Below are 17,260 nucleotides of genomic sequence, written 5' to 3'. Positions count from 1 at the left end.
GCGCGGCGGGGCGCGGTGCCGGGCGTTGCGGGCCCGGCGTGATCCGCAAGGCACGGCCCGGGGCCGCGCCCCCACGGTGGGACGGGGTCTGTGAAGCGGTGTGTCCGGAAAGGGGCCGGGTTCAGGCCCCTGCGCCCAGGTGCCGGGCCAGGAACGCGACGCTCTCCGCGACGATCGCGGGGATGTCGGGGGAGCCGAGGAAGATGTGGTCGGCGCCCACCACGGGCTGCAGCGCCACCTCGCCTCCCGCGCCCGTCAGCGCCTCGGCCAGGGCCTCGCTCTGGCTGTACGGGACGAGCCCGTCCGCGGTCCCGTGCACCAGCAGGAACGGCGGCGGGTTCGAGCCCGGGACGGCGTACGTGACCGGGCTCGCGACCCGGGCCGGCTCCGCCTGCTCGGCCACGGGAACGCCCAGCAGGGCGTCGTACGGGTTGGGGAACTCGGCGCCGGTCGGCATCGGCAGCGGGTGCGCGGCCAGGGCGGGCAGGTCGTGGACCCCGTACCAGTCGACGACGGCCAGGACGCCGGTGTCGCCGGAGCCGACGCCGTGGGCGCCCTCCAGTGCCGCCAGGGTCTCGGCGTCCGTGCTGCCGGGGCGGACGAGGCCGGCGAGCGCGGCCAGGTGGCCGCCGGCCGACTCGCCCCAGACGCCGATCCGGTCCGGGTCGATGCCGAGCGAGGGGGCGAACTGCCGCACGTAGCGGATCGCGGCCTTGACGTCGTGCAGCTGGGCGGGGAAGGGGGCCTCGAGGCTGTGCCGGTAGTCGATGGAGACGAGCGCGAGCCCGGCGCCGAGGACCGCACCGTGCAGCAGCGCGGCGGGCACGGTCGGCGGCGGGTAGCGGCGGTCGCCGTCCAGCCAGCCGCCGCCGTGGATCCAGACGACCGCCGGGAAGGGGCCTTCGCCCGCGGGGAGCTGTACGTCGAGGAGGCGGGGGCGGTAGCCGGGGGTGGTCGCGTACGTGATCCCGTCGAAGCGGCGTATGCCGTCCGCGCCGGTCACGGGCGGTACGGGCTGCTGGAACGGCGGGGGTGGCCAGGTCATGTCGGTCATGTCGAACTCGGCCGGGGGAGACTGCGTCATCTACGGCTCATCCCATTCGGTGTGCGGCCTCGGAGGCCGGCGGGTCCGGTGCGGGCGGCCCAAGCTTCGTAACGTTTGTCCGAAATGCTTGCGCGGGGCACCGGGGAGGCTTAACGTGTTACACGTGTAATCACGACTCTAGCGACGCGTTTCCGCTGACCACAAGCCCACTGGGCACCCGAGTTCCCGGGTAGTTACACGAGACACTCATCGGGTGGCGTCGCATTCCCCCTCCGGGAGCACGTCATGTTCACCACCGCCGCCCTTCCTGCCGAGGCCGCCCCGGTCGCCGCGGTCCCCGCCCAGCCCGCCGACGCCTCGGCCCCGGCCGCGGCCTCGACCCCGGCCGCGGCCCCGGCCCCGGCCGCGGCCTCGACCCCGGCCCCGGTCTCAGCCCCGACCCCGGCCCCCGCCCGGGTCCGCGGCTTCGCCCACTGGGCGGTCGAGCCCACCGCCGTCGCCGTCCCGCTGGTGCGGGCCCGCGTCCGGGCCGTGCTGGAGGGCTGGCGCATCGCAGCCGAGGCGGCGGACGTCCTGCTGCTGGCCGTCAGCGAACTCGCCGGGAACGTCGTCCGGCACGCCGCCGCTGCCACCGGGCGCATGCGGGTCGGGGTGGCCTTCGGCGGGGGATGGCTGCGGCTGGAGGTCGCCGACCAGGGGCCCCGGCTGCCCCGGCTGCCCCATCCCGCCGCCGAGATCGACCCGGATGCCGAAAGCGGCCGCGGGCTGCTGATCGTCCAGCTGCTCGTGACCGAGGCGGGCGGCGGACTCTCGGTCGTCGCAGGCGAGTTCGGCACATCCGTGCGGGTGTACCTGCCGGTCGCGCCGGCCCGGCGACGTCATCGCCACGGGATCGCCCTGCCGCGTCGGCGCCGGCGTGGTGCCGCCGGAGTTCCCGGTCCCGGTGACACGGTCGAGGCGACCGTCGAGCGCATCGGCACCCTGGCCACCCCCGTCGTCGACGCCCGCTGATCCCCGTACGGCGAGCAAGCACCGAGGAATACCCGTGCCGCCCCGCACCTACCGCATCGGCCGGATCGTGCCGAGCTCGAACGTGACCATGGAGACAGAGGTCCCCGCCATCTTGCGCGCCCGCCAGGCGGTCGTGCCCGACGAGAGGTTCACCTTCCACTCCAGCCGGATGCGCATGACCCGTGTGACGCCGCAACAGCTCAAGGCCGTGGACGCCGACTCCGACCGGTGCGCCGTGGAACTGTCCGACGCCCGCGTCGATGTGCTCGGCCACGCCTGCCTGGTGGCGATCACGAGCATGGGCCTCGGCTACCACCGCACCTCGGAGCAGCGGCTGCACACCCGTACGGTCGAGCACGGCGCGCCCCGCACCCGTCGTCGCCAGCGCGGGCGCCCTCGTCCACGGACTGCACACCATCGGCGCCCGCAAGATCGCCCTGCTCGCCCCGTACCTGCGCCCGCTCACGCGGACCGTCGTGGACCACCTCACCCACGAGGGCATCGAGGTCCTCGGCGACGAGGCCCTCGAAGTCCCGGCATCCCGGACAACCTCGACGCGGCCGCCCACGACCCGGCCGAGCTGCCCGGCCTCGCCCGCGCGCCGGAGTACGCGGACGCCGACGCGGTCGTGCTCTCCGCCTGCGTGCAGATGCCCTCGCCGGGCGCCATCGAGAAGGCCGAACAGCTCCTGGGCGAGCCGGTGGTGTCGGCGGCCGTCCGCACCGCCCACCAGATGCTGCGCGCCCTCGACCAGCCGGCGCCGGCCCCGGGGGCGGGACACCTGCTCTCCGGCGTGTGTGCGCAGGCCCCGCTGCCGCAGTAGTCTCCGCCCGGCTCGGGGCGGGCTCGATATGATCGCGACCGCGTACAACGGAAGGCGATCATGTCGGACAGCCCCCTCAGGCCCAGCTCGTTGATCAACACGGTCTACGGAGCGTTCCTGCGCCGCCTCGGCGGCTGGATCTCCATCGCGGACCTGATCACGCTGATGGGCGAGTTGGACGTCGACGGCCCGGCGGTGCGGTCGGCGATCTCGCGGCTCAAGAAGCGCGGCGTCCTCGAACCGGAGCGCCGGGGTGCCACCGGCTACCGGCTCAGCCCGGCCGCGCACCCCGTCTTCGACGAGGGCGACCGCCGCATCTTCGCCAGCCTCGAGCCCGCCGACCTGGCCGACGGCTGGGCCATGGCGGTGTTCTCCGTACCGGAGTCCGAGCGCTCCCACCGCTACCAGCTGCGCACCCGGCTCACCTGGCTCGGCTTCGGGAACATCGCCCCGGGCGTGTGGCTGGCCCCGGGGCGGCTGCTCGAAGACGCCCGCGGCATGCTCGTGCGGCTCGGCCTCAGCGAGTACGTGCACCTGTTCGCCGCCGACTACGCCGCCTTCAGCGACCTGGCGCAGACCGTCAGCGAGTGGTGGGACTTCCCGGCGATCCAGACGCAGTACGCGGCCTTCACCGACACCTACGCCCCCGTCGCCGAGCGCCTTGCGGCGGAGGGGGAGCCCGGCCCGGCCGAGGCGTTCCGCCACTACGTGCCGCTGCTCACGCAGTGGCGCCGCCTGCCGTACCTCGACCCGGGCCTGCCGACCGAACTCCTGCCGGCCGACTGGAACGCGGTGGCCGCCCGCCAGCTCTTCCAGCAGCTCCACGCGGTCCTGCTGGAGTCGAGCCTGCGCCACGTCCGGGAGGTCACGGGCCTGGAGGAGGAGACCTCTTAGGGTAGCGACGGGATGGTGTACGTCGGGATCGACGGGTCGTTCAGGTCGGGCTTCCACGGCGTCCAATTGGGCGTCAGGGTGGGCCGGGGCGGCGCCGGCGGCGGGTGGGGGCCGCGGTTCGGGTTCTGCGGGACCGACGAGGTGCGCGGCGGGGTCGAGGCCTTCGGTCGGGCGCCGGGGGTGTCCGTCGGGTCCGGGGTCTCGTCCGGCTCCGCGGAGGCGGCGGCGGCGGGCGTGGGCGTCGGCGCCGCAGTGGTCGGCGAGGACGAGGACGAGGGCGAGGCCGTGGACGACGGGCTCGCGCTCGCGCTCGGCGTCGGCGAACCGGACTTCTCCGTCGCCGGGGACGCGCCGCCGGAACAACCGCCGAGCAGCAGGCCGCCCGCCAACAGCGCGGTCATGGATGTCGGCACTCTGCCGTGAGGGCTGACGCCCACCGGCCACCTCCTGGAACACGATCTGGTCAGTGCGCGGTGATCGTAGCTCAGACCTGCGCGGATGCTCCCGGCAGGATGACGGTGCCCCGCGTCCGGCGGACCGCCCCGCACGACCCCGCGCCCGTCGGCGTCAGGGAGCGCCCGTACCGGCGCGCGCGAGGGCGACGACGCCCGCACAGATCAGTGCCACGCCCAGCAGTTGGGGCAGCACCCACCACCCCGCCCGCAGGTGCTCCTCGTACAGGACCACGCCGAGCGCGACGCTGATGGCCGCATCGCCCAAGGTCAGCGCGGGCTGCGAGGCGACCAACGGCCCGCCCTGCATGGCGTGCTCGAGCAGCAGGAGCGCGCAGATGCCGGTCGCCCCGAAGGCGTACGTCTGCCACGTGGTCAGGAACGCGCCGATACCGCCCTCGGTCAGGACGTACACGGAGTGCTTCATCAGGGCGGCCGTCAGCGCGTAGCAGACGGCGGTGGCCGCGCCGAGGCAGCCGGCCCGGGCGCGCCCCGGCGGCCTGCGCAGCCCGGCCACCGCCAGGGCCGCGACGACGGCCGCGCACACGACGAGGGCCGGGATCCACCGGTCGGCCGGCACGTGCGTCCGGTTGCCGGCGGGGGAGGCCGCGGCCAGCGCCACCCCCAGCCCGGCCACCACCCCCGCAACGGCCAGCCACAGCGCCCCCGGCAGCCGCCGCCGGGCCACCAGCGAGGCGATGAGCAGCGCGAGCGGGAGCTCCAGCACGAACAGCGGCTGTACGAGGACCAGCGCACCGGTGGCCAGCGCCGCGGCCTGCCCCACCCCGGCCGCGATCACGGCCAGGATCCCGGCGATCCACACGGGCCGCTTCAGCAGGTCGAGGATCAGGCCGAACCGGAAGCCCTTGCTCTGCGGCACGGTCAGCGCGGCCCGCCGCTGGAGCACGGTGGCCAGCGCATTGCTGAGCGCCGCGAACAGCGCGAAGAAGACCGGCAGGACGACGCCCATCCGCCGATCCTCAGGGCCCCCGCCGCACCCCCGGGCCGCCGACACGCCCCGACGGGCGGATTGCCCCTGTCCGGTCCTCCGGCGACGGCGGGCGGAGGGGTCAGCGGCCGGTCAGCGGCCGGCCTCGGCCCGGGACAGGGCCAGCGCCGCCAGGGCCTGCGGTGCGCCGGCCTGGCCCCGGATGCCGGGGAAGGCGTTGACGTCCACGATCAGCGGGGTGCCGTCTCCGGTGTCGATGAGGTCGACGCCGTAGACGTCGAGCGCGAACACCTCGCCTGTCCGGCGGACCACGTCCGCCCAGCCGGGCGGCAGATCGGTCAGGGCCAGCGGCCGGGTCGGACCCCGGCCCTCCGGTGCGAGCTCGGAGCGCCGCAGGGCGGCGAAGACCCGGTCCCCGATGGCCCACAGCTTGTGGTCCCAGCCGCTGTTGGGGGCGAACTCCTGGACCACGACCGGCTCCTGCGGCCAGGCGTCCGCCAGCTCGCTCAGCCGGGCGCGGTCGTCGACCCGGGCGACCAGGTCGTGCCTGCGGCTGTGCCGGCTCTTGACCACCAGGGGCGAGGCGCCGAGCGGTTCACCCGCCGCCCAGGCCGCGAGGGAGCCGTACGTACGGGTGGCCGCGAACGGCAGACCGCCCTGCAGGGCCAGCTCCGCCATGTCCGTGCGGTCCTGGCAGAGCGTGGTCGCCGCCGCCGAGTTCAGCACCGGGGCCCCGCGCCGCTCCAGCTCCCGGGCGAGGTCCAGCGCCCGTGGCGTGCGCGACTTCAGCAGGTACACGTCGGCCAGGTCGTCAGGGGCTTGCGCCACCGCACCCGGATCCAGCGACTCCACCCGGTGCCCGGCGGCTTCGAGCAGCGCCGTCGCGGCGGCCAGCAGCGGATGGCCGGGCTCCGGCGTGACCAGGCAGACCCTCACAGGGCGGCCTCGCCGGCCCGCGCGGACGCCTGCACGGGCGACGTCTGCACCGCAGGCCCCGGTACCGCGGACGCCGGCACGGGCGATCCCTGCGCCGGGATCGACACGGGCAGTCCCTGCGGCGCCCGCGTCCGGCACACGGCTGCCGCCGCTGCCGCCGGGCTGCCCGTCCGCGCCAGCCCCAGCACGGCCCGGGCCACCCGGGCCGCCGCGTCCGGGACCTGACGGAAACTCGGGAAGTCGTTCACGTCCACCACCACGGGCCCGTCCGGACCCAGCAGCACGTCGACCCCGTACAGGTCGAGCCCGTAGACGACCCCCACCTGCGCGGCGATCGCCGCCACCTCGGCGGACAGCGGCACGCGCCGCTCCCGTACCGCCGGATCCGGGTGCAGGGGCGAGCAGCGCTCGGTGGCGAACAGCTCCCCGCCGACCGCGTACACCTTGATGTCGGTGCCCGAGTTGGGCACGTACGGCTGCGCGATGAGCATGTGCTCGCCCGCCAGCCCGGGGAGGACCGCCTCGAGCTCCGCGGGCGACGACACCAGGTGCACGGCCCGCCCGGAGCTGCCGTCCGCGGGCTTGACGACGAGCGGGTACTCCGCCGCCGGTATCTCCCGCAGCAGTTCCGGCTGCGCCACGGCGTACGTCGCGGGCATCGGAAGCCCCCGGGTCCGGCCGATGGCGGCGGCCAGCGCCTTGTCCCGTACGCCCCGGATCGAGCGGGCGTCGTTGACCGTGGTCATTCCGGCCGCGGCCGCGGCCTCGAGCAGGGTCAGCCCGGGCCCGCCCGACACCGTCTTGAGCACCCAGGCCTCGTGCGTGCCCGACACCACGACCTCGGTCATCCGCAGCAACGAGCCGCCCGGCCGCACCACGTCCACCTGGTGGCCCCATGCGGTGAGTTGCCGGATCACCTCGTTCGGCATGCCGTCGTGGCGGTAGTGCTCCTCCACCAGGAAGCAGAGCCTCATCGACCTTCCCCATATTCCCCGGACGTCCGCCGATCCCGTCCGGCGAGTTGTGACGTCACAGGATGTCATGGACCGCAATGTGATGATCGGTCCGGATGGAGGCGCGGGCCTTCCGGTCTCCGGCCGCCGCTCACTCGTGGTGCGTGGTGGCCAGCAGTGCCGCGTCCCGCACCTCCAGCTCCGCGTGCCGCCTCAGCTCCCGCAGCAGCTCACGCCACTCGGCAGGCCAGTCGCAACGCCTGCCCATCACCGAGGTGAGCGCGACGGCGAACATCCCCGGAACCGGGGCTCCGTCCTCCGCGAGAGCCCGTACGGCCTCCAGCACCACGGCGGGCTCGCCGACCCGGTCGCCGTGCACGTTCCCGTCGCGCAGCGAGAGCGCCGTCGACGCGGCCAGCCCGGGCCGGCCCTCGTGGGCCGCCACGAGGGCGGCGAGCGTCGCCCGCAGCTCCGGCAGGTCCGCACGCAGGTCGACCGAACGCCGCAGCAGCGCCACGCGTGTCGTGGCCAGGGCGGGTTCACCGGCGAGCTGTCGCACCAGCGCCGCGCGCAGCTCCCCGTGTTCCGCCGGGACGATCCGGCTCAGGAACCGCACGCGCTGGAGGGCCGGCAGATCGCGCTCGGCCTCGGCCTCCGCGTCGTCACCGGAGCGTACGACGGCCAACAGCTCGGCCACGGCACGGTGGAACTGGCTCCCGGGCGCGCCGCCGCCGACGGGGTGCGGGAGTTCCGAGCCGGCGATCTTCTCCAGCGCCGTCGCCGCGGCCTGCCAGCCGGAGTTCGGTGCCAGGTCGCAGACCGCCCGCCGTACGGGGTCCGCGGCGTCCGGCGCGTAGGCGACCCAGTCCGGCAGCGCCGCGACCGCCTGACCGGCCACGGACCGGTGGGGCGACGCGGCGAGGAGCGCCACCAGCCGGGCGTAGCGCGGCCGGTGCGGCGGCGCCACCGAGAGCACACGGGTGTGCGCGATCACGGCCCCGGCCTCCCGGGTACCGCTCGTCGCGGCCGTCTCCAGCAGGTCCCAGACCTCTCCGGTCCCCAGGAGCCCGATCGCCAGGCCCACGGCGGCGGTCACCACGTCGGGGTGGCTGTCGGCGTCGCCGGAGATGCGCGCCAGCAGCGCCGCGGCCCGGCGGGGCGGCAGGAACCGCGCGGTCAGGCGGAGCGCCTCCTTGCGGCTGGTCACCTTGACCCCCGACGGCGCGGCCAACAGCCCGTCCAGCAGCTCCGCGAGCCGGGTCGGCGCGGTCCCCGCCGCGGCCCGCCCGGCGGCGTACACCGCGACGCGGGCGTGGTCGTCGCCCGCGTGCGCGAGCAGTTCGGGCAGGACCACCGCAGGCTCCACCGTCCAGGCAGCGGCGGCCAGGGCGGTCTCCGCGAGCCGTGTGTCCGCCGAGCGCGCGTGCTTTCGTACGAGCTCCAGCCCGTGGTCGGGGATCCGCGCCGCGGAGCGCAGGGCTTCCGCCCGCTCGTACACCGTCCTGGATTCGTCGCCGACGGCGACCTCGGCGAGCCAGGCCGCCTCCTCCTGCTGGCGCGGCACCCACCGGTCCGCCAGGTCGAGCCGGGGGAGCGGCTGTACGGAGCCCTCGCGCAGGAACCGGCCGTACGGCGGGCGCGCGGCGAGCGCGGAGTCCAGCAGATCGGTGCGGTGCGCCGACAGCACGTCCAATACGGGCGCCAGCGCGAGCGCCGACGGCTCCTGCTCCAGCAGCGCGGCCACCCGCTCGCCGCGCGTCGCCGGGTCCGACAGCCAGACCTCGGCGAGCCGTGGGAACACTCCGTCGGTGCACCGCTCCAGGGCCTCCTCGAGCATCCGCTGGAGTTCCGGCATGCGGCGGCAGCGGTCCCCGAGGTAGGACGCGAGCGTGAGCAGCGGCTCGTACTCGCCCTTGGCCGCGCGGCCGTCGAGCCAGGGGCGCAGGACTTCGAAGATCCGCAGCTCCCGGCCGTGCGGCAGCACGCCCCCGTATCCGCCGTGCACGAGGCGCCCGGTGCGGACGGTCCGCTCGCGGAGGGTGCGCAGCGCCCAGTCGAGCAGCACGGAGGACGGAGCCGGTTCCTCCAGCACCGCGAACACCAGGCGCTCCAGGGCCCGGCGCGTGTCGTCGGAGTGGTCGCGGGCCTCGACGGCGTCCACGGCGATCCGGTCCAGGCAGGCGACCGACGCCTCGGCTGCCAGCAGCGCCGCCGGCACCCCGGCCAGCGCCGCCAGGGCGGCCGAGCGCACGGGGTCGCGGTCGTTGCGCAGCCGCTGCGTCATCAGTTCGAGCACCTCGCCCAGCGCTTCGGCGTCGCGCGCGTGCACCGCGTTCTCGACGAGCCGGACCCAGGACACCCGGCGGGTGTCGGCGTCGGAGCTCCGCGTCCCGGCGAGGAGTTCCGGCCGCGCCTCGGCGACCGGAAGGTGCGCGACCGCTTCGAGGAGCCGGTCGATCGCCCACGCCTCCCGGCGGGCGCGGTCCGCGCGCCGCCGTGCCACGGCATGGCGGCGCTCGTGCGGGAGCACGGCCAGGACGTCGTCGGGGACCGTCCCGTCGGGGGCGGGGAGGTGCTCGGAGGCCGCGTCGTGGAACGCGGTACGCCGGCCCGGAGGCAGCGCCTTGAGCAGCGCGGCCAGGTACTCGGGACGCCCCGCCCAGCGGCGGCCGAGGGCGGGCAGGGACGGCGGATCGGCCCGGACGAGCTGACGCAGCCGCGACGGCGGAAGGAAGTACTCCTGGTACCCGTCCGCCCGGTCGGGGGAGGCCAGCCAGCGTACGAACCGCTCCGCGTCGGCGGCGATCAGATGGCCGACCCCGCCCTCCAGGGGCCGGGGCAGCCGGCCCGGTCCGTACCGCTCCAGCAGGTCGAGCACGCGCTCCGGTACGGCGGGCAGGGCCGCGGCCACGCCCGGCGCCTGACGGTGCCACCAGCCGGCGCGCAGGTTCTCCGGCAGCTCTGCCAGTTCGGCCGCCGCCTGGTCCAGCACCGGGCCGGGATGGCAGCGGCCCAGCCGGCTCCAGTGCGTGACTGCGTGGGCCAGCTCCGGCAGCCGGGCGGAAACGAACTCCGGCCCGCAGGCCGGGAGCAGGGACGCGGCCTCCCCGTCGCCCCACTGGGCGCGGACGACGGGCGTCAGCCGCTGCGCGAGCGCCCGGCGTGAGCCCCGGAACACGGCCCCCGTCAGCTCCCGGCGGATCTCGGCGGAGGCGTCGTCGTACGCCGCCTCGATCGCCTCGTCCGGCACGGGCAGCGTGCGCACGGCCCGCAGGGCGAAGGACCGCACCACCGGGTCCGGGTCGGCCAGCCGCTGCGCCAGGTACTCGGTCTGCCGCCCCGCCGAGGCCGCCAGCGCGGCCAGCCGCCGCTCGTAGCGGCCCCGGCCGGCCAGCTCGGCCAGCACGCCGGGCAGTTCACCACTGGGGGCGAGGTCGCGGGCGGTGGTGGCGAGCAGCCGGAGCCGGTGGGCGTACGGGAGCGGATCGAGGTCGGCGAGCAGGCGTTCGACTGAGCGTGACATGGGGTTCAGTGTGCACACCGGGGCTGACCGGGAGAAACGGTTTCCGGCGGCCGCGTACGGCGAGGAGCCCGGGCGGCCGTACTCGGCCGCCCGGGCTCCCAAGTCGCGCCGCGCCGGATTACACCGGCATGGGCACGGACACGAACCGCTTGCCCGATTCGTTCTCGACCACGACCTCCTTGACGTTGGCCGGGTCCACCGCCGCCGAGCCGTCCAGCGACGCGCCCTTGCCCTCGCCGTTCTGGCTGCCGACGACCCAGCTGCCCGCGGAGGTGCGCTTGCCGTCCTTCCCGACGACGATCAGCAGGCAGCGCTCGCCCGGGGGGATCCCCGCCACGGCCGCGTGCACCCGTACCCACTTCGCGGCGGGGGTGACCTGCACGGTCATCCGCGCGTGGGTGGCCGCGTCGGTCGCCGAGGCCACCTTGGTGCCCGCCACCGGGGGTGACGGCTGCGCCGTGACCGTCGGCGTCGGCGGCAGCGGCTGGGCGACCGGCCCGCCGTCCGCGGAGCCCAGCTGCGCCCCGGCCCAGAACACGGCGGCCAGCGAGGCCGCCGCGGCCAGTCCCGCGACGCTCCATCGTCGGCGCCGCTCGCCCGACGCCTCGTTGCGCATCTGCCGCAGGGTGCGCTGGAGCAGCAGATCACCGCCGTGCGGCGGTCCGTCGAGGAAGGCCTCGGCAGGCACCTCGCCCAATGCCGCTTCCATCTCGCGCAACGCGGCCACCTCCTCACGGCACTGCACGCAGCCGCTCATGTGCTCCTCGACCCGGCGGACGTCCTCCGCCTCCAGGACGCCGAGAACGTACGGGCCGAGCAGTTCCTCCTCGTGCTGCTGCCGGTTCATGCCACCACCTCACGCAGTCCGGCGGGCTGCTGGGGCGGCCTGCCCATTCGATTGCCCTCCTTGGTACTGCCTTGTCTGAACACCTCGCGCAGCGCCTTGAGGGCGTAGTGCGCGCGTGATTTGACCGTGCCCGCCGGGATGCCCAGGCTGTCGGCCGCCTCGGCCACGCTGAGCTGGCGGTAGTACAACTCCTTCAGCACGTCCCGGTGCTCCGGGGACAGCTGGTCGAGCGCCCCCAGCACGGTCATCGTGTCGACCACGGAGTCGGCGTGGTCCAGTTCCACCGGGGGAGCGGCCGCGGCCCCGGAAACCTCCGCGGGGCGGGCGGCCTTGGCCCGGTAGCGGTCGGTGATGATGTTGCGGGCCACCGTCAGCAGCCAGCCGCGCACCGAGCCCTTTCCGTTGACGAGGACCTCGGAATGCCGCCAGGCCCGGATGAGGGTCTCCTGGACGACGTCCTCGGCCGTGGCCCGGTCCCCGGTCAGCCGGGTGGCGTAGGCGAGCAGGGCGTGGCCGTGCTCCTCGTAGACCGACCTGATCAATGCCTCGTCGGTCGAGCCCCGCCGCGTGCGGGGCCACAGTGGTCCGGCCATCTCACCCTCTCCGTCTTCCTCGCCCATCTGGTGCGGACAGAACACGCCTCCCGACGGGATCCGGTTCATGTGACCCGCATCACTCGTGTGGGGCGGCACTTCGAGGGCGGCCCTCAGGTGCGGCAGCCGAGCCCCTCGTTGAGGCATGCGACGACCGAGGCCATCTGTGCGTCCGTCATGGCGTCCACGAACATCGCGTGGTCCGTCTTCGGGCTGTGCCGCTGCTCGGGGAAGGAGTCGACGGCGACCGGCACGCCCGGCGGCACCTCGTACGCGAGGGAGATCCGCAGCTGCGGCACGGCGAAGGTGCCCTGCGGGCAGACGCCGTTGGCAGCGGGGAAGCCCAGGTGCGAGCGGTGGCCCGGGCTCTCGGTGTCCAGTCCGTTCCAGCAGCTGGGGAAGACGAGCGTACGGGTGAGGCGTTCGCCGGCGGGGCAGCGCGGGTAGCGGGTGGTGAACCGGTCGGGGGATCCGGAACAGCCCCAGCGGGCGCGGACGTCGGCATCGCTCGGGGCGGTGTAGGCCACCGCGTCGCCGGTCATCGCGCGCAGGAAGCGCGGCATCGGCACGACCTTGCCCACCGGACTGCCGCGGAACTCCACGGAGACCGCCGCCTCGGGCAGGATCTCCCCCGCGTTGCCGTGGCCTGCGGAGCTCTCGTGGGGGTGGCTGCCCGCCCGGTCGAGACGGCGCAGGACGGGCCAGTAGTACGTGGACCGGTCGCCGCCGCGGCAGCTGGTCGCGGCGGCGGCCAGCGAGGCGTCGGTCGACATCGCGTCCGTGGACAGGTTCCCGACGTACGCGTGGGTGTGGTGGGCGCCCGAGCGCAGTCCCGGCGACACCACCAGGTTGTCCTCGTTGTAGTGCCGCTCCTCGTTGCGCCCGCAGTCCACCGTCACGCTGCCCGTCGAGGCGTCGGGCCCGGCCGACGGATCGCGGGGTCCGGTCGGTACGTCCTGGATGTCCACGTAGTCACGGGAGTTCATCCCGGAATGCGGCGTCCCGTCGGGGCTCGCCACCCGGGCAGCGCCCAGCACTGCGGCGGTCAGCCCGATGCCGAGCACCAGGCAGACGAGCAGTGTGAGCAGTCGGCGTTCGTTCCGCATGCGGGTCACGGTCGCCGCTGAGCGCCGCAGCGTCAACCTGCATCCGCATGTCGGCCAGGCCCCCGCCGGCGAGCTTGCCGAGCCGGCGGGCGACCGCGCACAGTACCCGGCATGACACCCGCTGAGCTGCTGCACGCGTTCGCCCGCACCCGCGCCTCGCTCGACGGCGCCGAGGTGACCTTCTGGTGGTCCGGGGACGTCCACTCCTGGGCGCCCGACCAGCCGTACCGGCGCCTCTTCGGCTTCGAGGGCCTCAACGTCGCCCGCCTCGTCGAGGACCCGGAGACGGGCGGCTTCCAACTGCTCACCAGGGAAGCCGCGTTCTACCTGGATCCGCAGACCCGGGAGATCCTGGACACCTGGGAGGGCAAGCCGGTGATCCACATCTGGAACGATCCGGCCAACCTGAGGCTGCGGCCGTTCCCGGTCCCGCTGACCGAGCTCGGGGACCAGGTCTGCTTCAGTCTGGAGATCCCGCTCGCCTACCCCTCGCCGCTGCCGGTCGCCGAGTACCCGCTGAACTCCGCCGACGACACGTACAAGGCCTTGGAGCTCTTCCAGTTCTTCGCGCCGCGCTCGGTACTCACCACCGACGAGCCCGGCGTCCCGTGCACCATGTCCTGGATGCGGATGTCCCCGTGGCTCCCGTGGATGGAGCAGGGCCAGCGCCCGGGCGGCCTCACCTTCCACTGCCGGGGCCGCAAGCTCGGCTCCTACGCCGAGGTCCCGGAACGCACCCGTGCCTACGTGGCCGCCCACCACCCCGAGTACGCGCACGCCCCGGAGAAGTGGACCGAACCCAACGAGACGAGCTGGACCTACTTCCGCAGGCACCACGAACCGCAGCCGCGGCCCTGACCGGTCTTCGGCCCCGTACGGCGTAGCCCGGGATGCGGCACGTGCCGGGTCCTGACGATGATGGTCAGGACCCGGCAGCGGGCTCGTACGTGCGCGTGGATCGTCGATCGCCCGTGCCGCCGACCCCCGACGCCCTCGCCGCCCCGTTCGCGGCCATGAGCGGCCTCGGCCCAACAGCTCGGGTGGAGGAGGAGTTGTGGCACCTCTGGCTCGGATTCCCCTGGACGGTGGCGGCGGCCTTCTGATCGAAGCCCCGGCCGGGCTGACGGCGTTGGAGGGGCCGGTGAAGGCCGGCCGCCTCAGCGAGGCCATCCACGACCTGCCCGAGACGCTGCAAGAGGCTCTGGTTCCGGTCACGGAGGCCGTCCGCGCCACCCTGGAGCAACTGCGCAAGGCGCGGCCCGACGAGATCGTCGTCGCATTCGGCGTCGACCTCGCGTTCGAGGCCGGGGCCGTGATCGCGAAGACCGGCGCCGGCTGCCACTTGAACGTGACCGTGGCGTGGAAGGCGTCCGGCGCCGCCCGCCCGGTTCCGGACGGCAGCGCGGGCTGACCCGGCGGACGGCGCCGCCGGGGGTCCGGAGCGCAACCACACCCCGGGAGCCGGTCCGTCAACCAGGACCTCACCGAGAACCAGACCTCACCGAGGACGAACGCAAGTCGGTCGGCAGCTTCTGCCCGACCCGCTGATGCCGCGCCGCTGCGCACAGGACCCTGAGCGAACGCAGCCCTGCACGGCCTGACCCGTGGCCCGGGACAGGCCGTGCTGCGCTGTGCGCCGGGGTCTCGCCCGAGTTCGGGTGACACGTCCCGCTTCGCCCGCGGCCCGCTCCACGGCTGCTGCTGGAGGCTGCTTCGACGTGTGATCCGGCCGCACTGTACGGGGCGCCCCCGGGGGGAGGGTCGCGGGGGCGGAACGTGGGGTCCCGCGGAGGTATAGGGGGGCGCCCGGGGGGTGGACAAGGGTTTCCCCGGTATCGGGTTCATCCCCGCGTTGCCTACTGTCTGCCCACCGGCGATCCTTCCGACCCCGAACGGACCCCGCGCCAACCCCACATGGTGTGAAGCCGTACGGCCGGAGCGATCGCCCGCACCGCCGTTGCCCCTGCCCCGCCGAAGCGGCCGGGGCAACGCGGCGAGCAGCGGTGGCCGGGACGGGCATGACCAACCCGTCCCCGGCCTCCGTAGCCGCCGGTTCACCTCCCACACAGCTCCAACCGCCGGCTCCGGCTTGCCCGGAAACGGCCCGCGAAAGGGAACACCGTGCACGCAACGAGACGCAGGCTCATATCCGTGGTGGCGATGTCCGTCACCCTGCTCGCCGGCTCCGCCACCGCTTCCGTGGCTCTGACCGGTGCGGAGCCCGCGCCGGCCCCGGCCGCCGCCTCCACCCTCCCGGCCGCGGGTGCGCCCGCCTCCTCCGCCGCCGCGCCGGTACAGAACCTGATCGTCGGCTACAAGTCCTCGGCCACCGAGGCCAGTTCCAACAAGGCCGCGGCCGACGACGCCACCGCCAAGGGCAAGAAGGCCGGCAACAAGAAGGCGACGTTCGACCGCCGTCTCGGCACAGGTGCCGCCCTCGTCAACCTCGGCGGCTCCGTCGCCCCTGCCGAGGCCGCCGACGTGATGGCCCAGTTCCGTGCCGACCCGGACGTCGCGTACGTGGAGACGGACTCCCGCGCCTACGCGATGGCCACCCCGAACGACACCGAGTACGCCAAGCAGTGGGACCTCTTCGAGCCCACCGCCGGCATGAACGTTCCGGCAGCCTGGGACAAGAGCACCGGCTCCGGCGTCACCGTCGCCGTGATCGACACCGGCTACGTGGCCCACTCGGACGTGGCTGCGAACATCGTCGCCGGCTACGACTTCATCAGCGACTCCACCGGCGCCCGCGACGGCAACGGCCGCGACAGCAACCCGGCCGACCAGGGCGACTGGAGCGCGGCGAACGAGTGCGGCACCGGCTCCGCGGCCAGCGGCTCCTCCTGGCACGGCACCCACGTCGCGGGCACCATCGCCGCCGCCACCAACAACGCCAAGGGCGTCGCGGGCATCGCGTACAACGCGAAGATCCAGCCCGTCCGCGTGCTCGGCAAGTGCGGCGGCGCGACCTCCGACATCGTCGACGCCATCACCTGGGCGTCCGGCGGCTCCGTCGCGGGCGTCCCGGCGAACGCCACCCCCGCCAAGGTCATCAACATGAGCCTCGGCGGCTCCGGCGCCTGCACCGCGTCCTACCAGAACGCGATCAACGCGGCCGTCGCCCGCGGCACCACGGTCGTGGTCGCCGCCGGCAACAGCAACGCGGACGCGGCCGGCTTCTCGCCCGCCAGCTGCAACAACGTGGTCTCCGTGGCCGCCACCAACCGCACCGGCGACCGCTCGTTCTACTCGAACTACGGTGCCAAGGTCGACATCGCCGCGCCGGGCGGTGAGACCCGCCGCGCCACCGACACGCCCGGCACCGTCACCACCCCCGAGAACGGCATCCTCTCCACCCTGAACAGCGGCGCCACCACCCCGGGCTCCGAGATCTACAAGCCGTACCAGGGCACCAGCATGGCCGCCCCGCACATCGCGGGCCTCGCCGCGCTCGTCGTCGCCGCCAAGCCCTCGCTGACCCCGGCGCAGGTCGAGTCGGCCATCAAGACCAACGCCCGCCCGCTCGCCGGCACCTGCACCGGCGGCTGCGGCGCCGGTCTCGCCGACGCGGCCGCCACCGTCACTGCCGTGACCTCGACGACCACCCCGGCCTTCGAGAACACCACGAACGTGAACATCGGCGACAACACGACCGTGGAGAGCCCGATCACGGTCACCGGCGTGGCGGGCAACGCCCCGGCCGCCCTCAAGGTCGACGTGAACATCGTGCACACCTACATCGGCGACCTGAAGGTCGACCTGGTGGCCCCGGACGGCAGCGTCTACACGCTGCACAACCGGGCCGGCGGCAGCACCGACAACATCAACCAGCAGTACACCGTGAACGCCTCCTCGGAGGTCGCCAACGGCACCTGGAAGCTCCGCGTCAACGACAACGCGGGCGGCGACACCGGCTTCATCGACAGCTGGAGCCTCGGCTTCTGAAGGCCCGATAGTACGGACCATTGAGCCCCGCGGACCTGCTGATACATCTCGTATCGGCAGGTCCGCAGCCGTTTCCTGACAGCTGACTGAATTCTGCGTCACAATCCGTGTCCACCCGGCATCCGACCTCGTATTGTCGCGTCTCACAGGAGAGGCACAGAGTGGGGACCGAGAGGCTGG

Annotated in this window: 15 protein-coding genes; 7 read left to right on the top strand and 8 right to left on the bottom strand. The window is 74.3% G+C overall.

Annotation, left to right across the window (positions count from 1 at the left end):
- Window positions 1–121: 121 nt before the first annotated feature.
- Window positions 122–1,084, bottom strand: a complete 963-nt coding sequence (locus ACZ49B_RS10545; RefSeq protein ID WP_468303039.1) for an alpha/beta hydrolase fold domain-containing protein — start codon at window positions 1,082–1,084, stop codon at window positions 122–124.
- 246 nt (window positions 1,085–1,330) lie between these two features.
- Between ACZ49B_RS10545 and ACZ49B_RS10540 the strand changes: the two genes are divergently transcribed.
- Genes ACZ49B_RS10540 through ACZ49B_RS10525 form a run of 4 tightly spaced genes read left to right on the top strand, consistent with a single transcriptional unit; the run spans window position 1,331 to window position 4,196 of the window.
- On the top strand, window positions 1,331–2,056 hold the full coding sequence (locus ACZ49B_RS10540; protein ID WP_468303037.1) for an ATP-binding protein: 726 nt from the start codon (window positions 1,331–1,333) through the stop codon (window positions 2,054–2,056).
- Between the two features lie 34 nt (window positions 2,057–2,090).
- Entirely contained in the window at window positions 2,091–2,879 is a 789-nt protein-coding gene (locus ACZ49B_RS10535; protein WP_468303034.1) for a maleate cis-trans isomerase family protein, read from the top strand.
- A gap of 60 nt (window positions 2,880–2,939) precedes the next feature.
- Window positions 2,940–3,773 carry a PaaX family transcriptional regulator gene (locus tag ACZ49B_RS10530; protein WP_468303031.1) on the top strand — a complete coding sequence of 278 codons (834 nt, stop codon included), beginning with the start codon at window positions 2,940–2,942 and terminating at the stop codon, window positions 3,771–3,773.
- A gap of 12 nt (window positions 3,774–3,785) precedes the next feature.
- A complete protein-coding gene (locus tag ACZ49B_RS10525; protein ID WP_468303028.1) occupies window positions 3,786–4,196 on the top strand; it encodes a hypothetical protein in 411 nt (136 codons plus the stop codon).
- 144 nt (window positions 4,197–4,340) lie between these two features.
- Here ACZ49B_RS10525 and ACZ49B_RS10520 read toward each other — a convergent pair whose 3' ends face one another.
- From ACZ49B_RS10520 to ACZ49B_RS10490, 7 genes are all read right to left on the bottom strand, one after another.
- A complete protein-coding gene (locus ACZ49B_RS10520) occupies window positions 4,341–5,195 on the bottom strand; it encodes a DMT family transporter (protein WP_468303025.1) in 855 nt (284 codons plus the stop codon).
- Window positions 5,196–5,306: 111 nt separating this feature from the next.
- Window positions 5,307–6,110 carry an ATP-grasp domain-containing protein gene (locus tag ACZ49B_RS10515; protein WP_468303022.1) on the bottom strand — a complete coding sequence of 268 codons (804 nt, stop codon included), beginning with the start codon at window positions 6,108–6,110 and terminating at the stop codon, window positions 5,307–5,309.
- The gene (locus ACZ49B_RS10510) at window positions 6,107–7,084 is read right to left on the bottom strand and encodes an ATP-grasp domain-containing protein (protein WP_468303019.1); all 978 of its coding nucleotides are present in this window, start codon (window positions 7,082–7,084) and stop codon (window positions 6,107–6,109) included. The genes ACZ49B_RS10515 and ACZ49B_RS10510 overlap by 4 nt, the downstream gene beginning before the upstream one ends.
- 130 nt (window positions 7,085–7,214) lie before the next feature.
- Window positions 7,215–10,586 carry a hypothetical protein gene (locus tag ACZ49B_RS10505; protein ID WP_468303016.1) on the bottom strand — a complete coding sequence of 1,124 codons (3,372 nt, stop codon included), beginning with the start codon at window positions 10,584–10,586 and terminating at the stop codon, window positions 7,215–7,217.
- Between the two features lie 118 nt (window positions 10,587–10,704).
- On the bottom strand, window positions 10,705–11,433 hold the full coding sequence (locus ACZ49B_RS10500) for an anti-sigma factor family protein (protein ID WP_468303012.1): 729 nt from the start codon (window positions 11,431–11,433) through the stop codon (window positions 10,705–10,707).
- Window positions 11,430–12,026, bottom strand: coding sequence for a sigma-70 family RNA polymerase sigma factor (locus ACZ49B_RS10495; RefSeq protein ID WP_468303009.1), 597 nt, complete (start codon window positions 12,024–12,026; stop codon window positions 11,430–11,432). The genes ACZ49B_RS10500 and ACZ49B_RS10495 overlap by 4 nt, the downstream gene beginning before the upstream one ends.
- 113 nt (window positions 12,027–12,139) lie before the next feature.
- Window positions 12,140–13,132, bottom strand: a complete 993-nt coding sequence (locus ACZ49B_RS10490; RefSeq protein WP_468303006.1) for a DUF1996 domain-containing protein — start codon at window positions 13,130–13,132, stop codon at window positions 12,140–12,142.
- Window positions 13,133–13,243: 111 nt separating this feature from the next.
- On the opposite strand from ACZ49B_RS10490, the gene ACZ49B_RS10485 reads away from it, so the two are divergent.
- The 3 genes from ACZ49B_RS10485 to ACZ49B_RS10475 all read left to right on the top strand — a co-directional run bounded on the left by ACZ49B_RS10485 (window position 13,244) and on the right by ACZ49B_RS10475 (window position 17,080).
- Complete coding sequence (locus tag ACZ49B_RS10485) at window positions 13,244–13,990, top strand: DUF1838 family protein (protein ID WP_468303003.1); 747 nt, start codon at window positions 13,244–13,246, stop codon at window positions 13,988–13,990.
- 196 nt (window positions 13,991–14,186) lie between these two features.
- The gene (locus ACZ49B_RS10480) at window positions 14,187–14,543 is read left to right on the top strand and encodes a CU044_2847 family protein (RefSeq protein WP_468303000.1); all 357 of its coding nucleotides are present in this window, start codon (window positions 14,187–14,189) and stop codon (window positions 14,541–14,543) included.
- A 749-nt stretch (window positions 14,544–15,292) separates the two neighbouring features.
- Complete coding sequence (locus ACZ49B_RS10475; RefSeq protein WP_468303393.1) at window positions 15,293–17,080, top strand: S8 family peptidase; 1,788 nt, start codon at window positions 15,293–15,295, stop codon at window positions 17,078–17,080.
- Window positions 17,081–17,260: the final 180 nt, after the last annotated feature.

This window comes from Streptomyces sp. NPDC031132 (assembly GCF_055570595.1).
Note: the sequence above shows the minus strand (reverse complement) of the source record. Positions and strands in the feature narration are given on the sequence as shown.